Consider the following 18,769-nt stretch of genomic DNA (forward strand, 5'->3'; position numbering starts at 1 on the left):
AGCATCCCGCTCAGAGCAGGAAGCGGCGATTGTCGTTGGGCGGGTACTGGGTCTCGACCTTCCGGAATTTCAGGCGCGTGCTGCTCGTGAGCTTGCGCTTGGCCATGCGTTTCTGCAGCTGGCGATGGACGGCGCCGATATGGCCGACCGAGCCCTGCTCATAGGGCTTGCCGTCGGTGGCGCCCGCGAGCCCGCCGCCCGCGGCGAGCGCGGCATTGGTTTCCGCGGCCGACTTCGCGATCAGCACGTCGAGCGCCTGCCGCGCGCGCACGGCGGCCTGGAGCATCGCATCGCCGGGGTTCGCACGCGCGCGCACGGCATCCTGCGGCAGGCGCACGTTGCCGGCCACGCGACGCAGCGCCGCACGCAGTTCGCCGCCATCGAGCGCGGCTTCCTGCACGATCCACACGGCATCGTGGCGCAGCCAGCCCTCGACGTCCTGCAGGCGCCGCAGCAGCGCCGGCATGAGCATGCGGCCGCCGAAACGGCGTCCGCGGCGAATCGCATGCAGGCCGATACGGCGCATCTGCGGGTTGTCGCTGTCGATCAGATCCGCGATGACCCGGTCCGCGTCGTCCTGCGACTCCATCAGCTCGGCGAACTGGCCGGCCAGCGAAATCTCCTCCACATTGCTCAGCTTGTTCTTCGCCGCCAGCCTGGAAGTCTTGAACAACAACATGCGGTAACGCAGCATAAATACCCTCGAACGGAATAGCCGAAAAATACCTGCTCGTGGCCGCGCGTGAAGACAGGGGCCATTGGCGGTTGTCGGCATCTGCCGGGGAAACTTTAGCTAAGTGTTTACCCTGATCGCGCGTGACAGCAGGATCACAGGGAGGATGCCCACCGCGACGATGACGAGGGAAGCGGTGGCCGCCTCGGCCAGCCGCTCGTCGGCGGCGAGGTTGTACGCCTGCACGGCCAGCGTGTCGAAATTGAACGGCCGCATCACGAACGTCGCGGGCAATTCCTTCATGACGTCGACGAACACGATCAGCGCGGCGGTGAGCAGGCTGCCGCGCAGCATCGGCGCATGGACGCGCCGCAGCGTCGCGGCCGGGCCGTGTCCGAGGCTGCGCGCCGCGCTGTCCATGGCCGGCGTGATGCGCGCCAGTCCCGCATTGACCGACTGCAGCGCCACGCCCAGGAATCGCACGAGGTACGCGTAGACGAGCGCGGTCATGCCGCCCGTCAGCAGCAGGCCGACCGACAGGTCGAGATGCCGCTGCAGCCAGTCGGCCAGCGCGTTGTCGAGGCGCGCCACGGGCACGAGCACGCCCACGGCGATCACGGATCCCGGCAGCGCGTAGCCCATGCCGCAAAGCCGCGTAAGCATGCGCACGAAGCGCGCGCGCAGTCCGCCGGGCGCGCCGCGTCCCGCGTAGCCGATGGCCAGTGCCACGAGCACCGCGGCCGCGGCCGTCACGCTTGCGAGCGTAAAGCTGTTGCGCACGAGCGCGATAAAGCGCGGACCGAACTGTGCGTCTCCCTCGGCGAACGCCATGCGGCACAGCATCAGCGCGGGGATCAGAAAGCCCAGCAGCACGGGCAGCGCGCAGACGCCCGTCGCGAGCCAGCCATGCCAGCCCGCGAGCGTGCGCGCCTGCGGACGCCGGTGGCCGGCACGCGCATCGTCGTGAACCTTCGCGCGGCCGCGGTTCATGCGTTCGAGCCAGAGAATGCCGATCACGAACAGCATCAGGCAGGCCGACAGCTGCGCGGCGGCCAGCTTGTCGCCAAGCGAGAACCACGCGCGGAAGATGCCGGTCGAGAATGTCGGGATGCCGAAGTACGCGACGGTGCCGAAGTCCGCGAGCGTTTCCATGAGCGCGAGGACCGTGCCCGCGAGAATGCCGGGCCACGCGAGCGGCAGCGTGACGTGCCATGCCACGCGCCATGGGCCATGGCCGAGCAGGCGCGCGGCCTCGAGCGCGCTGGCACCCTGTTGCAGGAACGCGGCGCGCGCGGTCAGGTAGACGTAGGGATAGAGCACGAGCGTGAACAGCACGATCGCGCCGCCGATCGAGCGGATATCGGGAAACCAGTATTCGCGCGCGCGCCAGCCGGTGACCTCGCGCAGCCACGTCTGTACGGGCCCCGCGAACTGGAGCGCGTCGGTATAGGCGTACGCGATGACATAGGCGGGCATCGCGAGCGGCAGTACCAGCGCCCACTCCATCAGGCCGCGTCCCGGAAAGCGGCACATCGCGGTCAGCCAGGCCGTGGGGACGCCGATCAGCAGCACGCCCGCCATGACGCCGGCCAGCAGCACCAGCGTATTGCCGATGTACTCGGCCAGCACCGTCTCGACGAGATGCCGCCATGTGTCGGTGGCCGGTGCGAGCACGCTCGCGGCCACCACGCCCAGCGGAATGACGATCAGCAACGCCATCAGGCATGCGACCGTGGTCAGCGGCGGAGGCAGGAAGCGTCGGCGGTGGCGGTCGAGCAGGAGCATGGGAGAGCCGGAACGGCAAAGCGTCGGGATTCGCGCATTCTAGCGTCGTGGCTCCTTATAATCTCCGGCATGCGCACCGATCTTTCCGACCCCGCCATCGCCATGGCATCGCACCCCGCCATCGCACCGGCGCGGCCCGTCGTCGAACTCGATCGCATCGTCCACGGGTTCGGCCGCCACACCGTCGTCGATGGCCTGTCGTTCTCGCTCGCGCGCGGCACCATCGCGTGCCTGCTCGGCCCGAGCGGCTGCGGCAAGACCACCGTGTTGCGCGCGATCGCGGGGTTCGAGACCCTGCGCGGCGGAGAGATTCGCCTCGATGGCGAGGTGGTTTCGTCGGCCGGCCGCGGCCTGCCGCCCGAGCAGCGGCGCATCGGCATGGTGTTCCAGGACTACGCGCTGTTTCCGCACCTCGATATCGCCGCCAACGTGGGCTTCGGCCTCGTCGGCGACGACCGCGCCACGCGTGCGGCGCGCGTGCGCGAGATGCTGGCGCTCGTGGGCCTGCACGACGCGGGCGGCCGTTATCCGCACGAGCTGTCGGGCGGCCAGCAGCAGCGCGTGGCGCTGGCCCGCGCGCTGGCGCCGCGGCCCGCGTTGCTGCTGCTCGACGAACCGTTCTCCAACCTCGATATCGACCTGCGCGAGCGGCTCGGGCAGGAGGTGCGCGATATCCTGCGCGCGCAGGGTGCCACGGCCATTCTCGTCACGCACGACCAGCACGAGGCGTTTGCGATGGCCGACGAAATCGGCGTCATGCACGGCGGCAGGATCGAACAGTGGGGCGATGCGCACGCGCTCTATCACCAGCCGGCCACGCGCTTCGTGGCGGGGTTTGTCGGGCAGGGCGTGCTGCTGCCGGGCCGCGTGCGCGCGCCGGGCGAGATCGCGCTGAGCATCGGCACGCTGCCGTGGCGCAATCCGCTGGCGCTTGCCGATGGCGCGGGCGTGGATGTGCTGATCCGCCCCGACGACCTCGTGTACGACGACGGCAGCCCGTTGCGAGGCCGCGTCCGCGACCGGGCGTTTCGCGGGGCCAGCATCCTCTACACGGTGGAACTCGCGGACACCAGCCGCGTGCTCGCGCTGGTCCCGTCGCACCACGACCTGCCGGTCGGCGCGCCCCTCGGCCTGCGGCTGGAAGCCGATGACGTGGTGGCCTTCCCGCGATCGTCTACACTCTGATGCTTACCTAACGAGCAATACTGACCGTGGCGGACTCGCTGTTTTCTGACCCCCCCGACCGTTCCAGGCAACCGCTGGCCGAGCGCCTGCGGCCGCGCACCATCGACGAGGTGATCGGCCAGCAGCACTTGCTCGGCGCGGGCAAGCCGCTGCGTGTGGCGTTCGAATCGGGCGAGCCGCATTCGATGATCCTGTGGGGTCCGCCCGGCGTCGGCAAGACCACGCTCGCGCGGCTCATGGCCAATGCGTTCGATGCCGAGTTCATCGCGCTGTCGGCCGTGCTGTCGGGCGTCAAGGACATCCGCGAGGCCGTCGAGCGCGCCGAGCAGTACCGCATGCACGGCCGGCGCACGCTCGTGTTCGTCGATGAGGTGCACCGTTTCAACAAGAGCCAGCAGGACGCCTTCCTGCCGCACGTGGAAAGCGGGCTGTTCACGTTTATCGGTGCGACCACCGAGAATCCGTCGTTCGAGGTCAACGGCGCACTGCTGTCGCGCGCGGCCGTCTACGTGCTCCGGAGCCTCGACGAGGCCGACCTGACCGCGCTCGTGCGCCGTGCCACCGATGAGCTCAATGCCTCCGCGCCGGAAGGCGAGCCCCCGCTCGAATGGGATGACGAGGGCGAGGGCAATGCCCTGCAGCTCATCGTGCAATCCGCCGATGGCGACGGCCGCAAGCTGCTCAACAATATCGAGATCGTCGCGCGCGCGGCGCGCAACGCGAAGCAGGCGCGCATCGACACGGCGCTGCTCGGCAGTGCGCTGGCGGAGAACCTGCGCCGCTTCGACAAGGGCGGCGACGCGTTCTACGACCAGATCAGCGCGCTGCACAAGTCCGTGCGCGGCTCGGACCCCGACGGCACGCTGTACTGGTTCTGCCGCATGCTCGACGGCGGCGCGGACCCGCGCTATCTGGCCCGCCGCATCGTGCGCATGGCATGGGAAGACATCGGCCTGGCCGATCCGCGCGCGGCGCGCATCACGCTCGACGCCGCGGAAACGTACGAGCGGCTCGGCTCGCCCGAGGGCGAACTCGCGCTCGCGCAGGCGCTGCTGTATCTCGCCGTGGCGCCCAAGTCCAACGCGGGCTACAACGCGTACAACGCCGCGCGGGCGTTCGTGTCCAAGGACAAGTCGCGGCAGGTGCCCGTGCATCTGCGCAACGCGCCCACGCGCCTGATGAAGGAGCTTGGGTACGGCCACGCGTATCGCTACGCGCACGACGAGCCGGAAGCGTACGCGGCCGGCGAGCATTACCTGCCCGACGATCTGGCCGACCAGAACTGGTACCGGCCCACGCCGCGCGGGCTCGAGGGCAAGATCGGGGAGAAGCTGCGGCATCTGCGCGAGCTCGACGAGGCCTGGCACCGCGAGCGCAAGGGAAAGAAGGGCGAGGGCTAGCCCGACCGGTGCTCCAGCGGGATTGCCACGGGGGAATTGCCACGGGGAATTGCCGTCAATTTGCCCGGTGGTGTGCCCCGTCCGTGCAGTAAAATGTCCCGTTCTCCGGCAGATTGCCGAATTCAGCACATCTCACATCGCAACATGCTCGACATCCAGCTGTTCCGCAAAGACATCGACGCCGTGGCGCAACGCCTCGCCACGCGCGGCTATTCCCTCGACGTGGCGGCGTTCCAGGCACTGGAAGCCGAACGCAAGCAGTTGCAGACCCAGACCGAGGATCTGCAGGCGCGCCGCAACAGCCTTTCCAAGCAGATCGGCATGCTCAAGGGCAAGGGCGAAGACGCCTCGGCCGTGATGGCGGAAGTGGGCGGCATCGGCGACAAGCTGACCGCCTCGGCCGCGCGCCTGGCCGAGATCCAGTCGCAGATGCAGGACACGATGATGTCCATTCCGAACCTGCCGCACGAAAGCGTGCCGGTCGGCAAGGACGAGACCGAGAACGTCGAGGTCCGCCGCGTGGGCACCCCGCGCGAGTTCGACTTCGAGGTGCGCGACCACGTGGATGTCGGCGCGAAGATCGGCCTCGACTTCGAGACCGCGAGCAAGGTCACCGGTGCGCGCTTCACGATGCTGCGCGGCGGCGTGGCCCGCATGCACCGCGCGCTGGTCCAGCTGATGCTGGACACGCATACGCTCGAGCACGGCTACACCGAGACGTACGTGCCGTATATCGTCAACGCGGCATCGATGCGCGGGACGGGCCAGCTGCCGAAGTTCGAGGAAGACCTGTTCAAGGTGCCGCGCAAGATGGGCGGCGAGGGCGAGGACGGTCAGGGCCGCACCGAGAATTTCTACCTGATTCCCACGGCCGAAGTGCCGCTCACGAACATCGTGCGCGATACCATCGTCGCGGGCGATACGCTGCCGCTGCGCTTCGTCGCGCATACGCCGTGCTTCCGTTCGGAAGCGGGCGCGTACGGCAAGGACACGCGCGGCATGATCCGCCAGCATCAGTTCGACAAGGTCGAGCTCGTGCACGTGGTGGAGCCCGAGCAATCGATGGACACGCTCGAGCAGCTGACCGGCCATGCCGAGGCGATCCTGCGCAAGCTCGAACTGCCGTTCCGGACGATCGTGCTGTGCACGGGCGACATGGGCTTCGGCAGCACGAAGACCTACGATATCGAGGTGTGGATCCCGGCGCAGAACACGTACCGCGAGATCAGCTCGTGCTCGAACATGGGCGACTTCCAGGCCCGCCGCATGGGCGCCCGCTACAAGGTGGGCCAGGGCAAGCCCGAGCTGCTGCACACGCTCAACGGCTCCGGCCTGGCGGTCGGCCGCACGCTCGTGGCCATTCTCGAGAACTACCAGAACGCCGATGGTTCGGTCACCGTGCCGGCCGCGCTGCAGCCGTATATGGGCGGCGTGACGCGACTGGTTCCGGAAGCATAAAGAGGATGCGATCGGGGGGGCTTGCATTCCCTGCGGGGATATCGCTATAATCGCGGTTTCGCTGGAAACACGAAGCGACCAAGTTACCGCTGAAAGTTACCGGAGAGGTGGCAGAGTGGTCGAATGTACCTGACTCGAAATCAGGCGTACCGGCAACGGTACCGTGGGTTCGAATCCCACCCTCTCCGCCAAAATAAAAACCTGCTGCAAGATTCGACCACCAGCAAGGCCCAAACGTAGTAAATCTCGAACCGACGCCTGCGCAAGCAGCCGTCGGTTTTATTTTTGTGCCGCCGGTTTTGTGCCGCCGGTTTTCCGCGTCCCTACTCGCCGAACCCCTCCGCCGGCGGCAGCGGCGTGTCCGCCTCCGCGGGCAGCTTCGACACCAGCAGCTGGTCGATCTTGTGATGGTCGATATCGAGCACCTCGAAGCGGAAGCCCGCCACCGTGAGCGACTCCGATTTCTTCGGAATCCGCTTGAGCGCGTAGATCACCAGCCCCGCCGCCGTATCCACGTAATCCTCGCCGGGCAGCGTATCGAGTTCGAGTGCCTTCTTCAGGTCGACGATCGGCGTCAGGCCATCGACGAGCCACGACGAATCGTCGCGGCGCACGATCTGTTCGTCCTCGGTCGAGTACAGAATGTCCCCCATCAGCGCGCCGACGAGGTCGTCGAGCGTGACCACGCCCACCACGAGCCCGTACTCGTTCATGACCACCGCAAAGTTCTCGTGCATCTCGCGAAAGCGCGTAAGCGCTTCCGAGAGCGTGAGCGTATCGGGCACCACGAGCACGTTCTTGTCGTAGTGCTGGCCGATGTCGGCGAGCACGGCCGCGCTCTCGTTCGCGAGCAGCTGCTGCAGGATGTCCTTCGAGTCGATATAGCCGAGCACGTCGTCCAGATCCTGTCCGCAGACCGGATATTGCGCATGGGGCTGGGTCACGAGCTTGCGCCGTACGCTCTCGGCGGTCTCGGCGAGGGTCAGGTACACGACGTCGTCGCGCGGCGTCATGATCGCGGGAATGCCCTTGGAGTCGAGTTCGAACACGTTCTCGATCAGATGCAGCTCGTGCTTGCGCAGCACGCCGGCTTCCGCGCCGGCATCGACCATCGCCGCGATGTCCTCGGTGGTGATCTGGTCGACGGGCTTGGTCGGCAGGCCCAGCAACCGCAGCATCGCGTCGGCGGCGCCGTTGAAGATCCAGACTAGCGGCTTCAGTACCTTGAGCAGCGTCAGGATCGGGCCGATCACGCTGACCGCGCACGCTTCCGGGAACGTCATCGCGATGCGCTTGGGAATCAGGTCGGCAAACTGGATGAACAGCAGCGTGACGATCAGGAACGAGCCGATATTGGCCACGCGCTGGGCATGATCGACGCTGAGGTAGGGCAGCAACGCCTCATAGGCCAGATCCGATACATGCTTCTCGCCGAGAATACCGGCCAGGATCGCGACGCTGTTCACGCCGATCTGCACGATCGTGAAGAAATTGCCGGGCTCTTCCTTGAGCAGCATGACCTTGGTCGCGCGCAGGTCGCCCCGCTCGGACATGGTCTGGAGCTTGGTGCGGCGCGCGGCCGTGAGCGCGATCTCGGAAACCGAGAAGAACGCGCTGATCGCCACGAGCAGGAGGAGGGTCAGAACAAACATAAGAACGCCACGAACGGTATGTGATCGATAATGGTGCAGCGGCCATCGCGCTGTCAATGCGCGCTTGTCAGTGTGAATCGAAGTTGACGACCGGCGCATCCAGCCGCGACGCCAGTGTGGCCGATATCGCCTCGGCCGCCTCTGCGAACTGCACGCGCATATCGTCGACGAGGCTCGACGTGGCCCGATGGCTCGCGCGCAGCAACTGCACTTCGAACGGCAGCGCCGGCGCGATGTCGTGCAGCATCACGCGCGACGCATCGGCCGTCAGCGCCGTGAACTGGTCCAGCAGGCTGATGCCCAGTCCCGCATCGACGAGCGACAGCGCCAGCGAGTAGGTCTGCACCTCGAGCGTGGCATGCGGCTCCAGCGCATGGCGCGCGAGCGTCTGGCGTACGAGCAGGCCCAGCGACGTATTGTCGTCGTGCCCGATGAATGGGCGGTCCATCAGCCGTTGCATGGCCAGCGCCGCTCTGGCCTTGCCGACGCGGCCGCCGGTGCCGCCCGTGGCTTTCTCGGGCACGAGCGGCTGCGCGCGCGGCACGGCCAGCAGCATGCGGCCCGCGGCCACGGGCTCGCTCGCGATGGCCTCGTGCCGCGGCGGCGCATAGGCAAAGCCGACATCGATCTGGTTCGACAGCAGCGCATCGACGATCTCGTCCGTATGGTGCGTGAGCACCTGCACCTGCGTCTCCGGATGCCGCGCGCAGAAGCGTCGCACGGCGGGAACCAGCAGCGGATTGGCCAGGCTCGGCGTGGCCGCCACGCGCAGCCGTCCGGCGCCCTTGTGCCGCAGGCTCTCCGAGACGCGCCGCACGCGCTCCACCTCGCCATATAGCCTTTCGACATCGCCGTAGAGCGCCACGGCCTCGGGCGTGGGCTGCAGCCGGCCGCGCACGCGTTCGAACAGGCGGAAGCCCAGCGAGGCCTCGGCATGCTGCAGCACGCGCGTGACCACGGGCTGGGAAACGTGGAGCAGGCGCGCGGCCTCGCTGACGGTGCCCGTCAGCATCACGGCGCGGAACACTTCGATCTGGCGCAGACGCATCGTCGTGGTGCGGAAGTCTTTCGGTTTTGGTGCGGGAAAACCCCGGTAGCGGGTATCCATAGCCTGAGGACATATTCTGGCACGTATTCGCATTGGGCAAGCCGCGCGGCGTGGCATACGCTCTGGCCCATCGTCTTGGGAAAGAAGGGTTCGGCCGGCAATGCATGTAGCGATCGTGGGAGCGGGCGTGGTCGGCATGACCACCGCGTGGCGGCTGGCCAATGAAGGGCACGCGGTAACCGTGCTCGAGCGCCGCGACGGCCCCGGCGAGGAAACGAGCTTTGCCAACGGCGGTCAGCTCAGCTACAGCTACGTGGCGCCGCTGGCGGGGCCGGGCGTGCTGTCGAAGGTGCCGGGCTGGCTGCTGCGGCGCGATTCGCCGATGCGCTTCCGGCCCAGCGCGGATCCCGCGCAGTGGCGCTGGCTGCTGGCGTTCGCGCGGGCCTGCAATGCGGGCACCAGCGATGCGACCACGCGCAAGCTGCTGCGCCTGGCGTTTCATTCGCGCGATCTGATGCAGGCGTTCGTGCATGGCGAGGAAGCACGGAACGAGAATGCGCTGGGCCATGTGCTCGGCGGCGGATTCGATTTTGCGCGGCGCGGCAAGCTGATCGTGCACCGCGACAAGGCGGCATTCGATGCCGCGCGCCGGCTGCTCGATTATCAGGCGAGCCTGGGCTGCGAGCAGATCGCGCTCGACCGCGATGCCTGCGTCGCGCTGGAACCGGCGCTGGAACGCATCCGCGGCGATATCGCGGGCGCGATCCATACGCCGAGCGAGGAAGTGGGCGATTGCCATCGGTTCTGCGTGGCGCTGGCCCGATTGCTGCAAGGGAGGCCCGACGTGCAGCTGCGCTTCGGCACCCGCGTGACCGGTCTCAAGCGCGACCTCGGGCGGGTCACCGGCGTGCTGATCGCCAATGGCGAGGCCGAGCGCGCGATCGATGCCGATGCGGTAGTGGTCGCCGGCGGCATCGGCAGCGTGCCGCTGCTCCGGCCGACGGGACTGCGGCCGATGCTCTGGCCGCTCAAGGGTTACAGCATCACGGTGCCGATCGCGGACGGCGTGCGCGCGCCGCACGTCAGCGTGACGGACTTTGCGAACAAGATCGTCTACGCGCGTATCGGCAACACGCTGCGCGTGGCCGGCATGGCGGACCTCGTGCGCGGCGGCCCGACCATCGACGACGAACGCGTCGCGGCACTGGCCGCACAGACGCAGGCCGTGTTCGGCATCGGGGGCGCGGACGATACGGCGGCGTTGCAGCCGTGGGCGGGTTTGCGTCCCGCCACGCCGGGCGGCCTGCCGCTGATCGGCGAATCGCGCGTGCGCGGCCTGTGGCTCAACATCGGCCATGGGGCGCTCGGGTTCACGCTGGCCATGGGCAGCGCGAGCCTGCTCGCCGATGCGATGGCCGGCCGCCGCAGCGCGATCGATGCCGGCGATTTCAGCGCGCTGGCCGCATGAGGATGTCGAAGGTTTTCGCAGTTGCAGTGCCAAACGTAATACGACGTGCCACTAAACCAAGCTCATCCAAGGAGCGAAACATGAAGAAACTGCCCGCCTCTTATCTGCCGCGCCGCGTGCTGGTCACCGCTGCGCTCGCCCTCGTTGCCGCCGGCGCGCAAGCGGCCGATGGGGACACGCTCAAGAAGATCAAGGAAACCGGCGTGATCTCGCTCGGTCACCGCGAATCGTCGATCCCGTTCTCCTACACCGACGGCAAGGAGGTCATGGGCTATTCGCAGGACATCATGATGATGATCGTCGACAAGGTGAAGGCCGATCTGAAGATGCCGAACCTGCAGGTCAAGCTCACGCCCATCACCTCGCAGAACCGCATTCCGCTCGTGCAGAACGGCACCATCGACATCGAGTGCGGCAGCACGACCAACAACCTCGAGCGCCAGAAGCAGGTCGCGTTCTCGAACAGCATCTTCATCTACGGCATTCGCATGCTGACGAAGAAGGACTCGGGCGTGAAGTCGCTGGACGACCTCAAGGGCAAGAATGTCGTGACCACCGCCGGCACCACGGGCGAACGCCTGCTCGTGAAGATGAACGGCGAGAAGGCCATGAACATGAACCTGATCAGCACCAAGGATCATGGCCAGTCGTTCCTGATCCTCGAGACGGGCCGCGCGGCCGCGTTCGTGATGGACGAGCCGCTGCTCTACGGCGAGCGCACCAAGGCCAAGAACGCGAACGACTGGGTCGTCGCGGGCGAGCCGCTGCAGGTGGAGAACTACGCGTGCATGTTCCGCAAGGACGATGCCTCGTTCAAGGCGCTGGCCGATGGCGTGGTCGCGGACCTGCAGAAGAGCGGTCGCGCCGAGAAGCTCTACAACAAGTGGTTCATGCAGCCGGTGCCCCCGCGCGGCATCAACCTGAACTACCCGCTGTCGGACGACATGAAGGCGCTGTTCGCGTCGCCGAACGACAAGGCGTATCAATAACGTATCGATCGCGATCCGCAACCGGTCCAAAGTGCTATGGCGGTTATATAGCCATGATGGATCGTTATTTCTCTTTCGATAGCGTTTGCGGTAGTGTTGCGTGCGTTATAGGCTCGATGTGATCCTGTGACGCACCATAACTACAGCACGACTACCTGATACTGGAGAAACTATGCGATCGATTCGAACGGGACTGCTCTCGTCCCTGCTGGCCGTGGCACTGGCCGCGGGCGCCGCGCTGACGGCCACGGCGGCAAGTGCCGCCGACCTGCTGGACTCGGTGAAACAGGCCGGCGTGCTGAAGATCGGCATCGAGGGCACCTATCCCCCGTTCGGCTACCGTGGCGCGAAGAACGAGCTCGAAGGCTTCGACGTGGATGTCGCGCGCGCCGTGGCGGCCAAGCTCGGCGTCAAGCCCGAGTTCGTGACCACCGAATGGAGCGCGATCATTGCCGGCCTGCAGGCCGGCAAGTTCGACATCATCGTCAATCAGGTCTCGGTCACGCCCCAGCGCAAGCAGGCGCTCGATTTCTCGACGCCTTACGTCTACTCGGCCGCGCAGCTGATCCAGCGCAAGGACGACAAGCGCGAGTTCAAGTCGCTCGAGGACCTCAAGGGCCACAAGCTCGGCGTCAGCCTGGGCAGCAATTACAACGACCTCGCCAAGTCGGTGCCCGGTATCGACGTGAAGACGTACCCGGGCGCGCCCGAGTATCTGCGTGACCTGGCCTCGGAGCGCGTGGATGCGGCGCTCAACGATCGTCTGATGGTCAATTACCTGATCAAGAACGCCAACCTGCCGCTGCGGCCGGGCGCGGTCGTGGCCGGTGCCAGCTCGGAAGTCGCGATTCCGTTCCGCAAGGACAATCCGAAGTTCGCGCAGGCCATCGACAAGGCGCTGGACGACCTGCGCAAGGACGGCACGCTCGCCAGGCTGTCCACCAAGTGGTTCGGCTCCGATGTGACGAAGGCCGCAAAGTAATTTTCAAAGATTGGCAGGCCCTCCCATCGCGGCAGCGGGGGAGGGCCTTGTTGCATCCGCGCGTCGAGTATGATCGCGGCAATCGCCACGCGCGTCCCCCGTTTCTGCCCCCAAGCCCATGTCAGCTCTCACGCTTGTCACCGATTCGTTGCCGATCCTGCTACAGGGGGCACTGCTCACGCTCAAGTTCGCCGTGCTGTCGATGATTTTCGGGCTGACCATCGGCGTGGTGGTCGCGCTCATGGGCATCAGCCATTCGAAGATCCTCAACGGAATGGCGCGCACGTACGTCAGCATCATGCGCGGCACGCCGCTGCTCGTGCAGATCTTCGTCGTGTATTACGGCCTGCCCGGCGTCGGCATCGCGCTGGAACCCACGCCCGCGGGCGTGCTCACGCTGAGCCTCAACGTGGGCGCGTATCTGTCGGAAAGCATGCGCGGCGCGATTCTCGGGATTTCGCGCGGCCAATGGATGGCGGCGTACAGCCTCGGCCTCACGCGCGCGCAGACGCTGCGCTACGTGGTCGGCCCGCAGGCGCTGCGGCTGGCCGTGCCGAGTCTCTCGAACAGCCTGATCAGCCTGATCAAGGACACGTCGCTGGTTTCGGTGATCACCGTGACGGAACTGCTGCGCACCGCGCAGGAAATCATCGCGGCCACCTATCAGCCGCTGCCGCTCTATCTGGCCGTTGCGGCCATCTACTGGGTGCTCAGCACGGCGTTGTCGTTCCTGCAGCGCGGCCTCGAGCGACGGTTGTCGCTGCCGGGCCGTCACTGACAGGAACGGAGGGCGGGGACCGCTCAGCCCTCGGTGATGCGCTTCTCGATATGGCCGAGCGCTTCCTCGACCTGATCCACGAGGATCAGGCACAGGTCGCCCGGCTGCAGCGCGGCCAGTCCGGTATCGATGGCGAGGAACTCGCCGCGGATCTCGTCCACATGGCTCGTGCGCTGCGCGCCCTGCAGGCCTTCGCGCAGCAGGGCCAGCACTTCGCCGTCTTCACGGCCGCGCTGGCACTGGTCCTGATAGAGCACCACGTTGTCGAACACGCCGCCGAGGATCTGCGTCTGACGGCGGATATCCTCGTCGCGCCGGTCGCCGGCACCGCTGATCACGACCACGCGGCGCCCGGCCGGGATCGATTCCACCGCATTGCACAGCGCCTGGATCGCGTCGGGATTGTGACCGTAGTCGGCAATCAGCGTCGCGCCCTTGTAGTCGAACACGTTGAAGCGTCCCGGCGCGGTGGCCGCGTCGTTGACGAACGTGGCCAGGCCGCGGCGGATGACCGCCCAGTCGATGCCGAGCGCCCAGGCGGCGGCAACCGACGACATCGCGTTCTCGACCTGGAAGCCGATGCTGCCGTTGCGCGTGAGCGGAATGTCCGCCAGCGCGATGCGCACCTGCGTCTCGCCTTCGGACGCGACGATTTCCGCGCCTTCGACGAACACGACGCGGCGGCCCTGCGCGCGATGGAGCGCCATCGTCGGCAGGTTCGGGTCGTGCGCGAAGAACGTCACCGTGCCCGGGCAGGCATCGGCCATGCGCGCGACCATCGGATCGGCCGCGTTGAGCACGGCCATGCCGTGCGGCGCGACGTTCTGCACGATCACGCTCTTGAGCACCGCGAGGTCTTCCACCGTGCTGATGTACGACAGGCCAAGGTGATCGCCTTCCCCGACGTTGGTCACCACGGCCACGTCGCAGCGGTCGAACGCAAGACCTTCGCGCAGCAGGCCGCCGCGCGCGGTTTCGAACACGGCCGCATCCACGTCGGGATGCAGCAGCACGTTGCGTGCGCTGCGCGGGCCGCTGCAGTCGCCGGTGTCGATGCGCTCGCCCTGGATATACACGCCGTCGGTTCCGGTCATGCCCATGCGCAGGCCGCTGGTTGCCAGCAGATGCGTGATCAGGCGGACCGTCGTGGTCTTGCCGTTCGTGCCCGAGACCGCGACGACCGGAATGCGGCCGTCGTCGCCATCGGCGAACATCGTCGAGATGATGGCTTCGCCCACCGCGCGGCCCTTGCCGTACGACGGCTGCAGGTGCATGCGCAGGCCGGGGGCCGCGTTCACTTCCACGATGCCGCCGGCCTGTTCCTCGAACGGCTTGAGCATCGTCTCGCACACCGCATCCACGCCGCAGATATCGAGCCCGACCATCTGCGCGGCCGCCACCGCGCGCGCGGCGATGTCCGGGTGGACGTCGTCGGTCACGTCGGTCGCGCTGCCGCCGGTGGAGAGGTTCGCGTTGTTGCGCAGGACCACGCGCGTGCCGTTGGCCGGCACCGATTCCGCGGTCAGGCCCTGCTTGGCGAGCACGGCCAGCGCGATATCGTCGAAGCGGATCTTGGTCAGCGACGTCGCATGGCCTTCGCCACGGCGCGGGTCGCGGTTCACGGTTTCCACGAGCTGGCGAACGGTATGGACGCCATCGCCGATCACCTGCGGCGGATCGCGGCGCGCGGCGGCCACGAGGTGCTTGCCCACCACGAGCAGGCGGAAGTCGTGGCCAGGGATGTAGCGCTCGACGATCACGTCGGACGAGATATCGGAGGCCACCTCGTAGGCGGTCATCACTTCCTCGCGCGTGCGGATGCGCACGGCTACGCCCTTGCCCTGGTTGCCGTCGCGCGGCTTCACCACGACGGGCGCGTCGATTTCCTGCGCGGCGGTCCACGCTTCCTCGGCGCTGCGCACCGAACGGCCGCGCGGCACCGGCACGCCCGCCGCATGCAGCAGGCTCTTGGTCAGTTCCTTGTCCTGCGCGATGGACTCGGCCACGGCGCTCGTCAGATCGGTCTCGGCGGCCTGGATGCGGCGCTGCTTGCTGCCCCAGCCGAACTGCACCATCGAGCCCTGCGTCAGGCGGCGGTACGGAATGCCGCGTGCCACGGCCGCGTAGACGATCGAACCCGTGCTCGGGCCCAGGCGCACGTCCTCGTCCAGTTCGCGCAGGCGGTGCAGCGCGTCCTCGAGGTCGAACGGGGCATCGTCGCGCGCGGCAAGAATCAGTTGCTCGGCCAGCGAGAACGCGAGGCGGCCCACGTCCTCCTCGCTGTACTCGACGACCACCTGATAGGTGCCGGGCTCGACGGTCGGCGCGGTGTTGCTGAACGTGACCGGGCAGCCCGCGGCGGCCTGCAGCCGCAGCGCGGCCACTTCGAGCGCGTGCGCCATCGAGGGGGAGCCGGCTTCGTCGTCGGGCCGCAGGGGACCGATGGCCGGGAAGCGCGCGCGCAGGCGGTCTTCGAAACCGGGCAGCTCGGCCAGCAGGTGCGAGGCGTCGGAGCACGCCACGATCGCTTCGATCGCGGTATGCCGGCACCAGAGATTCGGGCCACGCAGGGCCCGGATGCGAGAGACTTCCATAGAATCGCTTATCCGTTGTTCTGTCCGGCGCCGCTCAATGGCGGCGCCCGCCGCGGCCCAGCCACTGGTGCACGAGCTCCACCGCCGACTCGGTCGACGCCTCGTCGCACTGGAGCACCAGCAGATCGCCGGCCACGAGCTGCGACAGCGCGGACTCGATCGCCGAGCGGCGGCCACCTTCGTCGATGATCTTCGTGACGCGCCGGCCTTCGTACAGGCCCTTGCGCAGCAGCGCGCGCGCCTCCACGTCGGGCAGGTCGCGCCGCACGCTGTGGTCCTCGCACAGGAACACGCGGTCGAACGCCTTGCCGATGATCTTGCCCTGACGCACGAGGTCCTCGTCGCGGCGCTGCACGCCCGCGCCGAACACCAGCATGCGGCGTTCGGACGGGAAGCGGTCCAGCGCGGCGGCCAGCGCCTCGAGCGCCGGCGCGTTGTGCGCGTCATCGACGATGACGGTCGCGCCGTTGCGCTCGAACAGCGTGAAGCGGCCCGGCACATCCACCTGGCCCACGTCGAACGTCACCACGCCCGCGCGGATCAGGTCGTTGGAGATGCCCAGCGCCCAGCCCGTCGCGATGGCGGCCAGCACGTTCTCGATCTGGAACGCCACGCGCCCCGCGTACGTCAGCGGAATCGCCGCGACGTCCGTCAGCGCGGTCTCGCTGCCGCCGGTGGCCAGCACGACCTTGCCGTCGCGGACGTACACCGCGCGCTTGCCCGCGGCGCGATGCGCGGCAATCGCCGGCAGGTCCGCGCTCAGGCCGAAGAAGATCACGTCGCCATCGCACAGCTCGGCCATCTCCGCCACGCGCGGGTCGCGCGCGTTCAGCACGGCCACGCCGTCCTTGAGCACGACGTCCACCTGCGTGCGCAGCACGCTGACCATGCGGTCGATGTCTTCGACGTAGTAGTCGTCGAGGTGATCGGGCTCGTCGATGTTCGTGACCACGCCTACCTGGCAGCGGTCGTAGGCGAGGCCCTCGGAGAGGATCGCGCCGCTGTCGTTCTCGAACACGGCGGCTTCCACCGCGCGGTTCATCAGGATGCGATGGCCGGCCTCCCAGTTCGCGCGGTCGCCGCGCTCCACCTGACGGCGATCCAGGAACAGGCCGTCGCTGCAGGCGAGGCCCGTATGCTTGCCCGACAGCTGCAGCAGCCGCGCGACCATGCGCGCGACCACGGTCTTGCCGTTGGTGCCGGTAATGCCCACCACGGGAATGCGGCCGTCATCGACCTGTCCGTCGCGTTCGCGGAACAGGTGATCGACGATCGCGCGGCCCACCGGGCGCGGCGTGCCGTCGGCCGGCTTGATATGCATGAGCAGGCCGGGGCCCGCGTTGACTTCGACGATCGCGCCGCCCTGTTCGGCGAGCGGGCGCGAGATGTCCTGCGCCACGAGGTCCACGCCGGCGATATCGAGGCCCACCACGCGCGCGGCCAGCGAGGCATGCGCGGCCACGCTCGGATGCACGCGGTCGGTGACGTCGAACGCCACGTTGCCGTTGCGCTGGATCAGGATGGTCTTGCCCGCGGGCGGCACGGAATCGCCGTCCACGAGGCCCTGGCGGCGCAGCTCGAGGCGCGCGGCCGAGTCCAGGCGGACGCGGTTCAGCGGATGATCCTCGGTACTGCCCCGGCGCGGGTCGGAATTGATCTGGCTGTCGATGAGTTCGTCGATCGTCGATTTGCCATCGCCGACGACGCTCGCGGTCTCGCCCATCGCGGCGGCAACCAGCCGGCCGCCGACCACGAGCAGGCGATGCTCGTTGCCGGGGACGAAGCGCTCGACGATCACGCCGCCGCCTTCGTCGATGGCCACCGCGTAGGCGGTTTCCACTTCCTCGCGCGTCATCAGGTTCGTGAACACGCCGCGGCCGTGGTTGCCATCGTAGGGCTTGACGACGACGGGCACGCCGATGTCGGTGGCCGCGTCCCAGGCATCCTCGGCGCTCTCGACCATGCGGCCTTCGGGCACCGGCACGCCGCACGATTCGAGCAGGCTCTTGGTCAGGTCCTTGTCGCGGGAGATGGACTCCCCGATCGCGCTCGTGCGATCGGTCTCGGCGGTCCAGATACGGCGCTGGCGCGCACCGTAACCCAGTTGAACCAGATTGCCGTCGGAGAGTCGGAGAGAGGGAATGTCGCGATCGTCGGCGGCATCGACGATGCACGCGGTGCTCGGGCCCAGGCAATGCTCATCGACGAGGTCGCGCAGTTTTTCCACGGCGGCGGGCACGTCGAACGGACGATCCTCGATCGCGGCCATCACAAGGTCTCGCGCGGCGAACAGCGCGGCACGCGTGACTTCTTCATGCCAGGCCCGGACGATTACCTTGTAGACGCCCCGAACCGGCGTTTCGCGGGCCTTGCCGAAGCCGCCGGGCATGCCGGCGAGGTTCTGCAGTTCCAGTGTCACGTGCTCGAGGATGTGGCCGGGCCACGTACCTTCCTTGAGCCGCTGCAGGAAGCCCCCGCGTTCCCCGATGCTGCATCGATGCTCGATCAGTGTCGGCAGCCACGTGGACAGCCGCTCGTAGAAGCCCGGAATCTTGTTGGACGGAAAATCCTCCAACTCCCCGATATCGACCCATGCCTCCAGAACCGGCCGATATGTCCACATATTCGGGCCGCGCAGCGACATGACATCGAAAATCTCAATGTCCTTCTTTTTCATCGATTTAGCGATTTGAGCTTTAGGCTGTGGGCGGATGCCCGAGAACAAGAAGCCTAACCTTTCAGTAACGTTACATCCAA

General features: G+C 67.4%; 13 protein-coding genes and 1 tRNA gene. 8 read left to right on the top strand and 6 right to left on the bottom strand.

Features of this window, described 5'->3' with window-relative positions:
- Window positions 1–10: 10 nt before the first annotated feature.
- Together AAHB16_RS08265 and AAHB16_RS08270 are read right to left on the bottom strand one after the other, a co-directional pair.
- Window positions 11–679, bottom strand: a complete 669-nt coding sequence (locus AAHB16_RS08265) for a hypothetical protein (RefSeq protein WP_223851386.1) — start codon at window positions 677–679, stop codon at window positions 11–13.
- A 114-nt stretch (window positions 680–793) separates the two neighbouring features.
- Window positions 794–2,458 carry an ABC transporter permease gene (locus tag AAHB16_RS08270; RefSeq protein WP_150370949.1) on the bottom strand — a complete coding sequence of 555 codons (1,665 nt, stop codon included), beginning with the start codon at window positions 2,456–2,458 and terminating at the stop codon, window positions 794–796.
- Window positions 2,459–2,527: 69 nt separating this feature from the next.
- Between AAHB16_RS08270 and AAHB16_RS08275 the strand changes: the two genes are divergently transcribed.
- The 4 genes from AAHB16_RS08275 (at window position 2,528) to AAHB16_RS08290 (ending at window position 6,692) form a co-directional block, all read left to right on the top strand.
- Window positions 2,528–3,643: an ABC transporter ATP-binding protein gene (locus AAHB16_RS08275; RefSeq protein WP_446718076.1), complete on the top strand. Its 1,116-nt coding sequence runs from the start codon at window positions 2,528–2,530 to the stop codon at window positions 3,641–3,643.
- A gap of 26 nt (window positions 3,644–3,669) precedes the next feature.
- Window positions 3,670–5,043 (top strand): replication-associated recombination protein A, encoded by a 1,374-nt coding sequence (locus AAHB16_RS08280; protein ID WP_342050598.1) that lies wholly within the window; start codon window positions 3,670–3,672, stop codon window positions 5,041–5,043.
- Between the two features lie 144 nt (window positions 5,044–5,187).
- On the top strand, window positions 5,188–6,501 hold the full coding sequence (serS, locus tag AAHB16_RS08285; protein ID WP_150370951.1) for a serine--tRNA ligase: 1,314 nt from the start codon (window positions 5,188–5,190) through the stop codon (window positions 6,499–6,501).
- A gap of 101 nt (window positions 6,502–6,602) precedes the next feature.
- Window positions 6,603–6,692, top strand: a tRNA-Ser gene (locus AAHB16_RS08290).
- A 132-nt stretch (window positions 6,693–6,824) separates the two neighbouring features.
- On the opposite strand, the gene AAHB16_RS08295 is transcribed toward AAHB16_RS08290, so the two are convergent.
- Window positions 6,825–8,153, bottom strand: a complete 1,329-nt coding sequence (locus tag AAHB16_RS08295; protein WP_150370952.1) for a hemolysin family protein — start codon at window positions 8,151–8,153, stop codon at window positions 6,825–6,827.
- 67 nt (window positions 8,154–8,220) lie between these two features.
- A complete protein-coding gene (locus tag AAHB16_RS08300) occupies window positions 8,221–9,201 on the bottom strand; it encodes a LysR substrate-binding domain-containing protein (RefSeq protein WP_342050599.1) in 981 nt (326 codons plus the stop codon).
- Window positions 9,202–9,361: 160 nt separating this feature from the next.
- Here AAHB16_RS08300 and AAHB16_RS08305 point away from each other — a divergent pair, with 160 nt between their 5' ends.
- The 4 genes from AAHB16_RS08305 (at window position 9,362) to AAHB16_RS08320 (ending at window position 13,418) form a co-directional block, all read left to right on the top strand.
- Window positions 9,362–10,669 carry a D-amino acid dehydrogenase gene (locus tag AAHB16_RS08305; RefSeq protein WP_342050600.1) on the top strand — a complete coding sequence of 436 codons (1,308 nt, stop codon included), beginning with the start codon at window positions 9,362–9,364 and terminating at the stop codon, window positions 10,667–10,669.
- 80 nt (window positions 10,670–10,749) lie between these two features.
- Window positions 10,750–11,658, top strand: coding sequence for a glutamate/aspartate ABC transporter substrate-binding protein (locus AAHB16_RS08310; protein ID WP_150370955.1), 909 nt, complete (start codon window positions 10,750–10,752; stop codon window positions 11,656–11,658).
- A gap of 172 nt (window positions 11,659–11,830) precedes the next feature.
- Window positions 11,831–12,640, top strand: a complete 810-nt coding sequence (locus tag AAHB16_RS08315) for a transporter substrate-binding domain-containing protein (RefSeq protein WP_150370956.1) — start codon at window positions 11,831–11,833, stop codon at window positions 12,638–12,640.
- A 118-nt stretch (window positions 12,641–12,758) separates the two neighbouring features.
- Window positions 12,759–13,418 carry an amino acid ABC transporter permease gene (locus AAHB16_RS08320; RefSeq protein ID WP_150370957.1) on the top strand — a complete coding sequence of 220 codons (660 nt, stop codon included), beginning with the start codon at window positions 12,759–12,761 and terminating at the stop codon, window positions 13,416–13,418.
- A 23-nt stretch (window positions 13,419–13,441) separates the two neighbouring features.
- Here the strand turns inward: AAHB16_RS08320 and cphA (AAHB16_RS08325) are convergent, their stop codons facing one another.
- Window positions 13,442–16,012 carry a cyanophycin synthetase gene (gene cphA / locus AAHB16_RS08325; protein WP_342050601.1) on the bottom strand — a complete coding sequence of 857 codons (2,571 nt, stop codon included), beginning with the start codon at window positions 16,010–16,012 and terminating at the stop codon, window positions 13,442–13,444.
- 34 nt (window positions 16,013–16,046) lie between these two features.
- The gene (gene cphA / locus AAHB16_RS08330) at window positions 16,047–18,689 is read right to left on the bottom strand and encodes a cyanophycin synthetase (protein WP_150370959.1); all 2,643 of its coding nucleotides are present in this window, start codon (window positions 18,687–18,689) and stop codon (window positions 16,047–16,049) included.
- Window positions 18,690–18,769: the final 80 nt, after the last annotated feature.

The organism is Cupriavidus sp. OTU4054, from assembly GCF_038440175.1.
Taxonomy (GTDB): Bacteria; Pseudomonadota; Gammaproteobacteria; order Burkholderiales; family Burkholderiaceae; genus Cupriavidus; species Cupriavidus pauculus_D.

What these genes read in the sequence shown, in the direction of transcription:
- AAHB16_RS08315 (WP_150370956.1), top strand. Translation starts at nt 11,831, where the DNA reads ATGCGATCGATTCGAACGGGACTGCTCTCGTCCCTGCTGGCCGTGGCA.
- AAHB16_RS08265 (WP_223851386.1), bottom strand. Translation starts at nt 679, where the DNA reads ATGTTGTTGTTCAAGACTTCCAGGCTGGCGGCGAAGAACAAGCTGAGC.
- cphA (WP_342050601.1), bottom strand. Translation starts at nt 16,012, where the DNA reads ATGGAAGTCTCTCGCATCCGGGCCCTGCGTGGCCCGAATCTCTGGTGC.
- AAHB16_RS08300 (WP_342050599.1), bottom strand. Translation starts at nt 9,201, where the DNA reads ATGCGTCTGCGCCAGATCGAAGTGTTCCGCGCCGTGATGCTGACGGGC.
- AAHB16_RS08270 (WP_150370949.1), bottom strand. Translation starts at nt 2,458, where the DNA reads ATGCTCCTGCTCGACCGCCACCGCCGACGCTTCCTGCCTCCGCCGCTG.
- AAHB16_RS08310 (WP_150370955.1), top strand. Translation starts at nt 10,750, where the DNA reads ATGAAGAAACTGCCCGCCTCTTATCTGCCGCGCCGCGTGCTGGTCACC.
- AAHB16_RS08305 (WP_342050600.1), top strand. Translation starts at nt 9,362, where the DNA reads ATGCATGTAGCGATCGTGGGAGCGGGCGTGGTCGGCATGACCACCGCG.
- AAHB16_RS08320 (WP_150370957.1), top strand. Translation starts at nt 12,759, where the DNA reads ATGTCAGCTCTCACGCTTGTCACCGATTCGTTGCCGATCCTGCTACAG.
- cphA (WP_150370959.1), bottom strand. Translation starts at nt 18,689, where the DNA reads ATGAAAAAGAAGGACATTGAGATTTTCGATGTCATGTCGCTGCGCGGC.
- serS (WP_150370951.1), top strand. Translation starts at nt 5,188, where the DNA reads ATGCTCGACATCCAGCTGTTCCGCAAAGACATCGACGCCGTGGCGCAA.
- AAHB16_RS08275 (WP_446718076.1), top strand. Translation starts at nt 2,528, where the DNA reads ATGCGCACCGATCTTTCCGACCCCGCCATCGCCATGGCATCGCACCCC.
- AAHB16_RS08295 (WP_150370952.1), bottom strand. Translation starts at nt 8,153, where the DNA reads ATGTTTGTTCTGACCCTCCTCCTGCTCGTGGCGATCAGCGCGTTCTTC.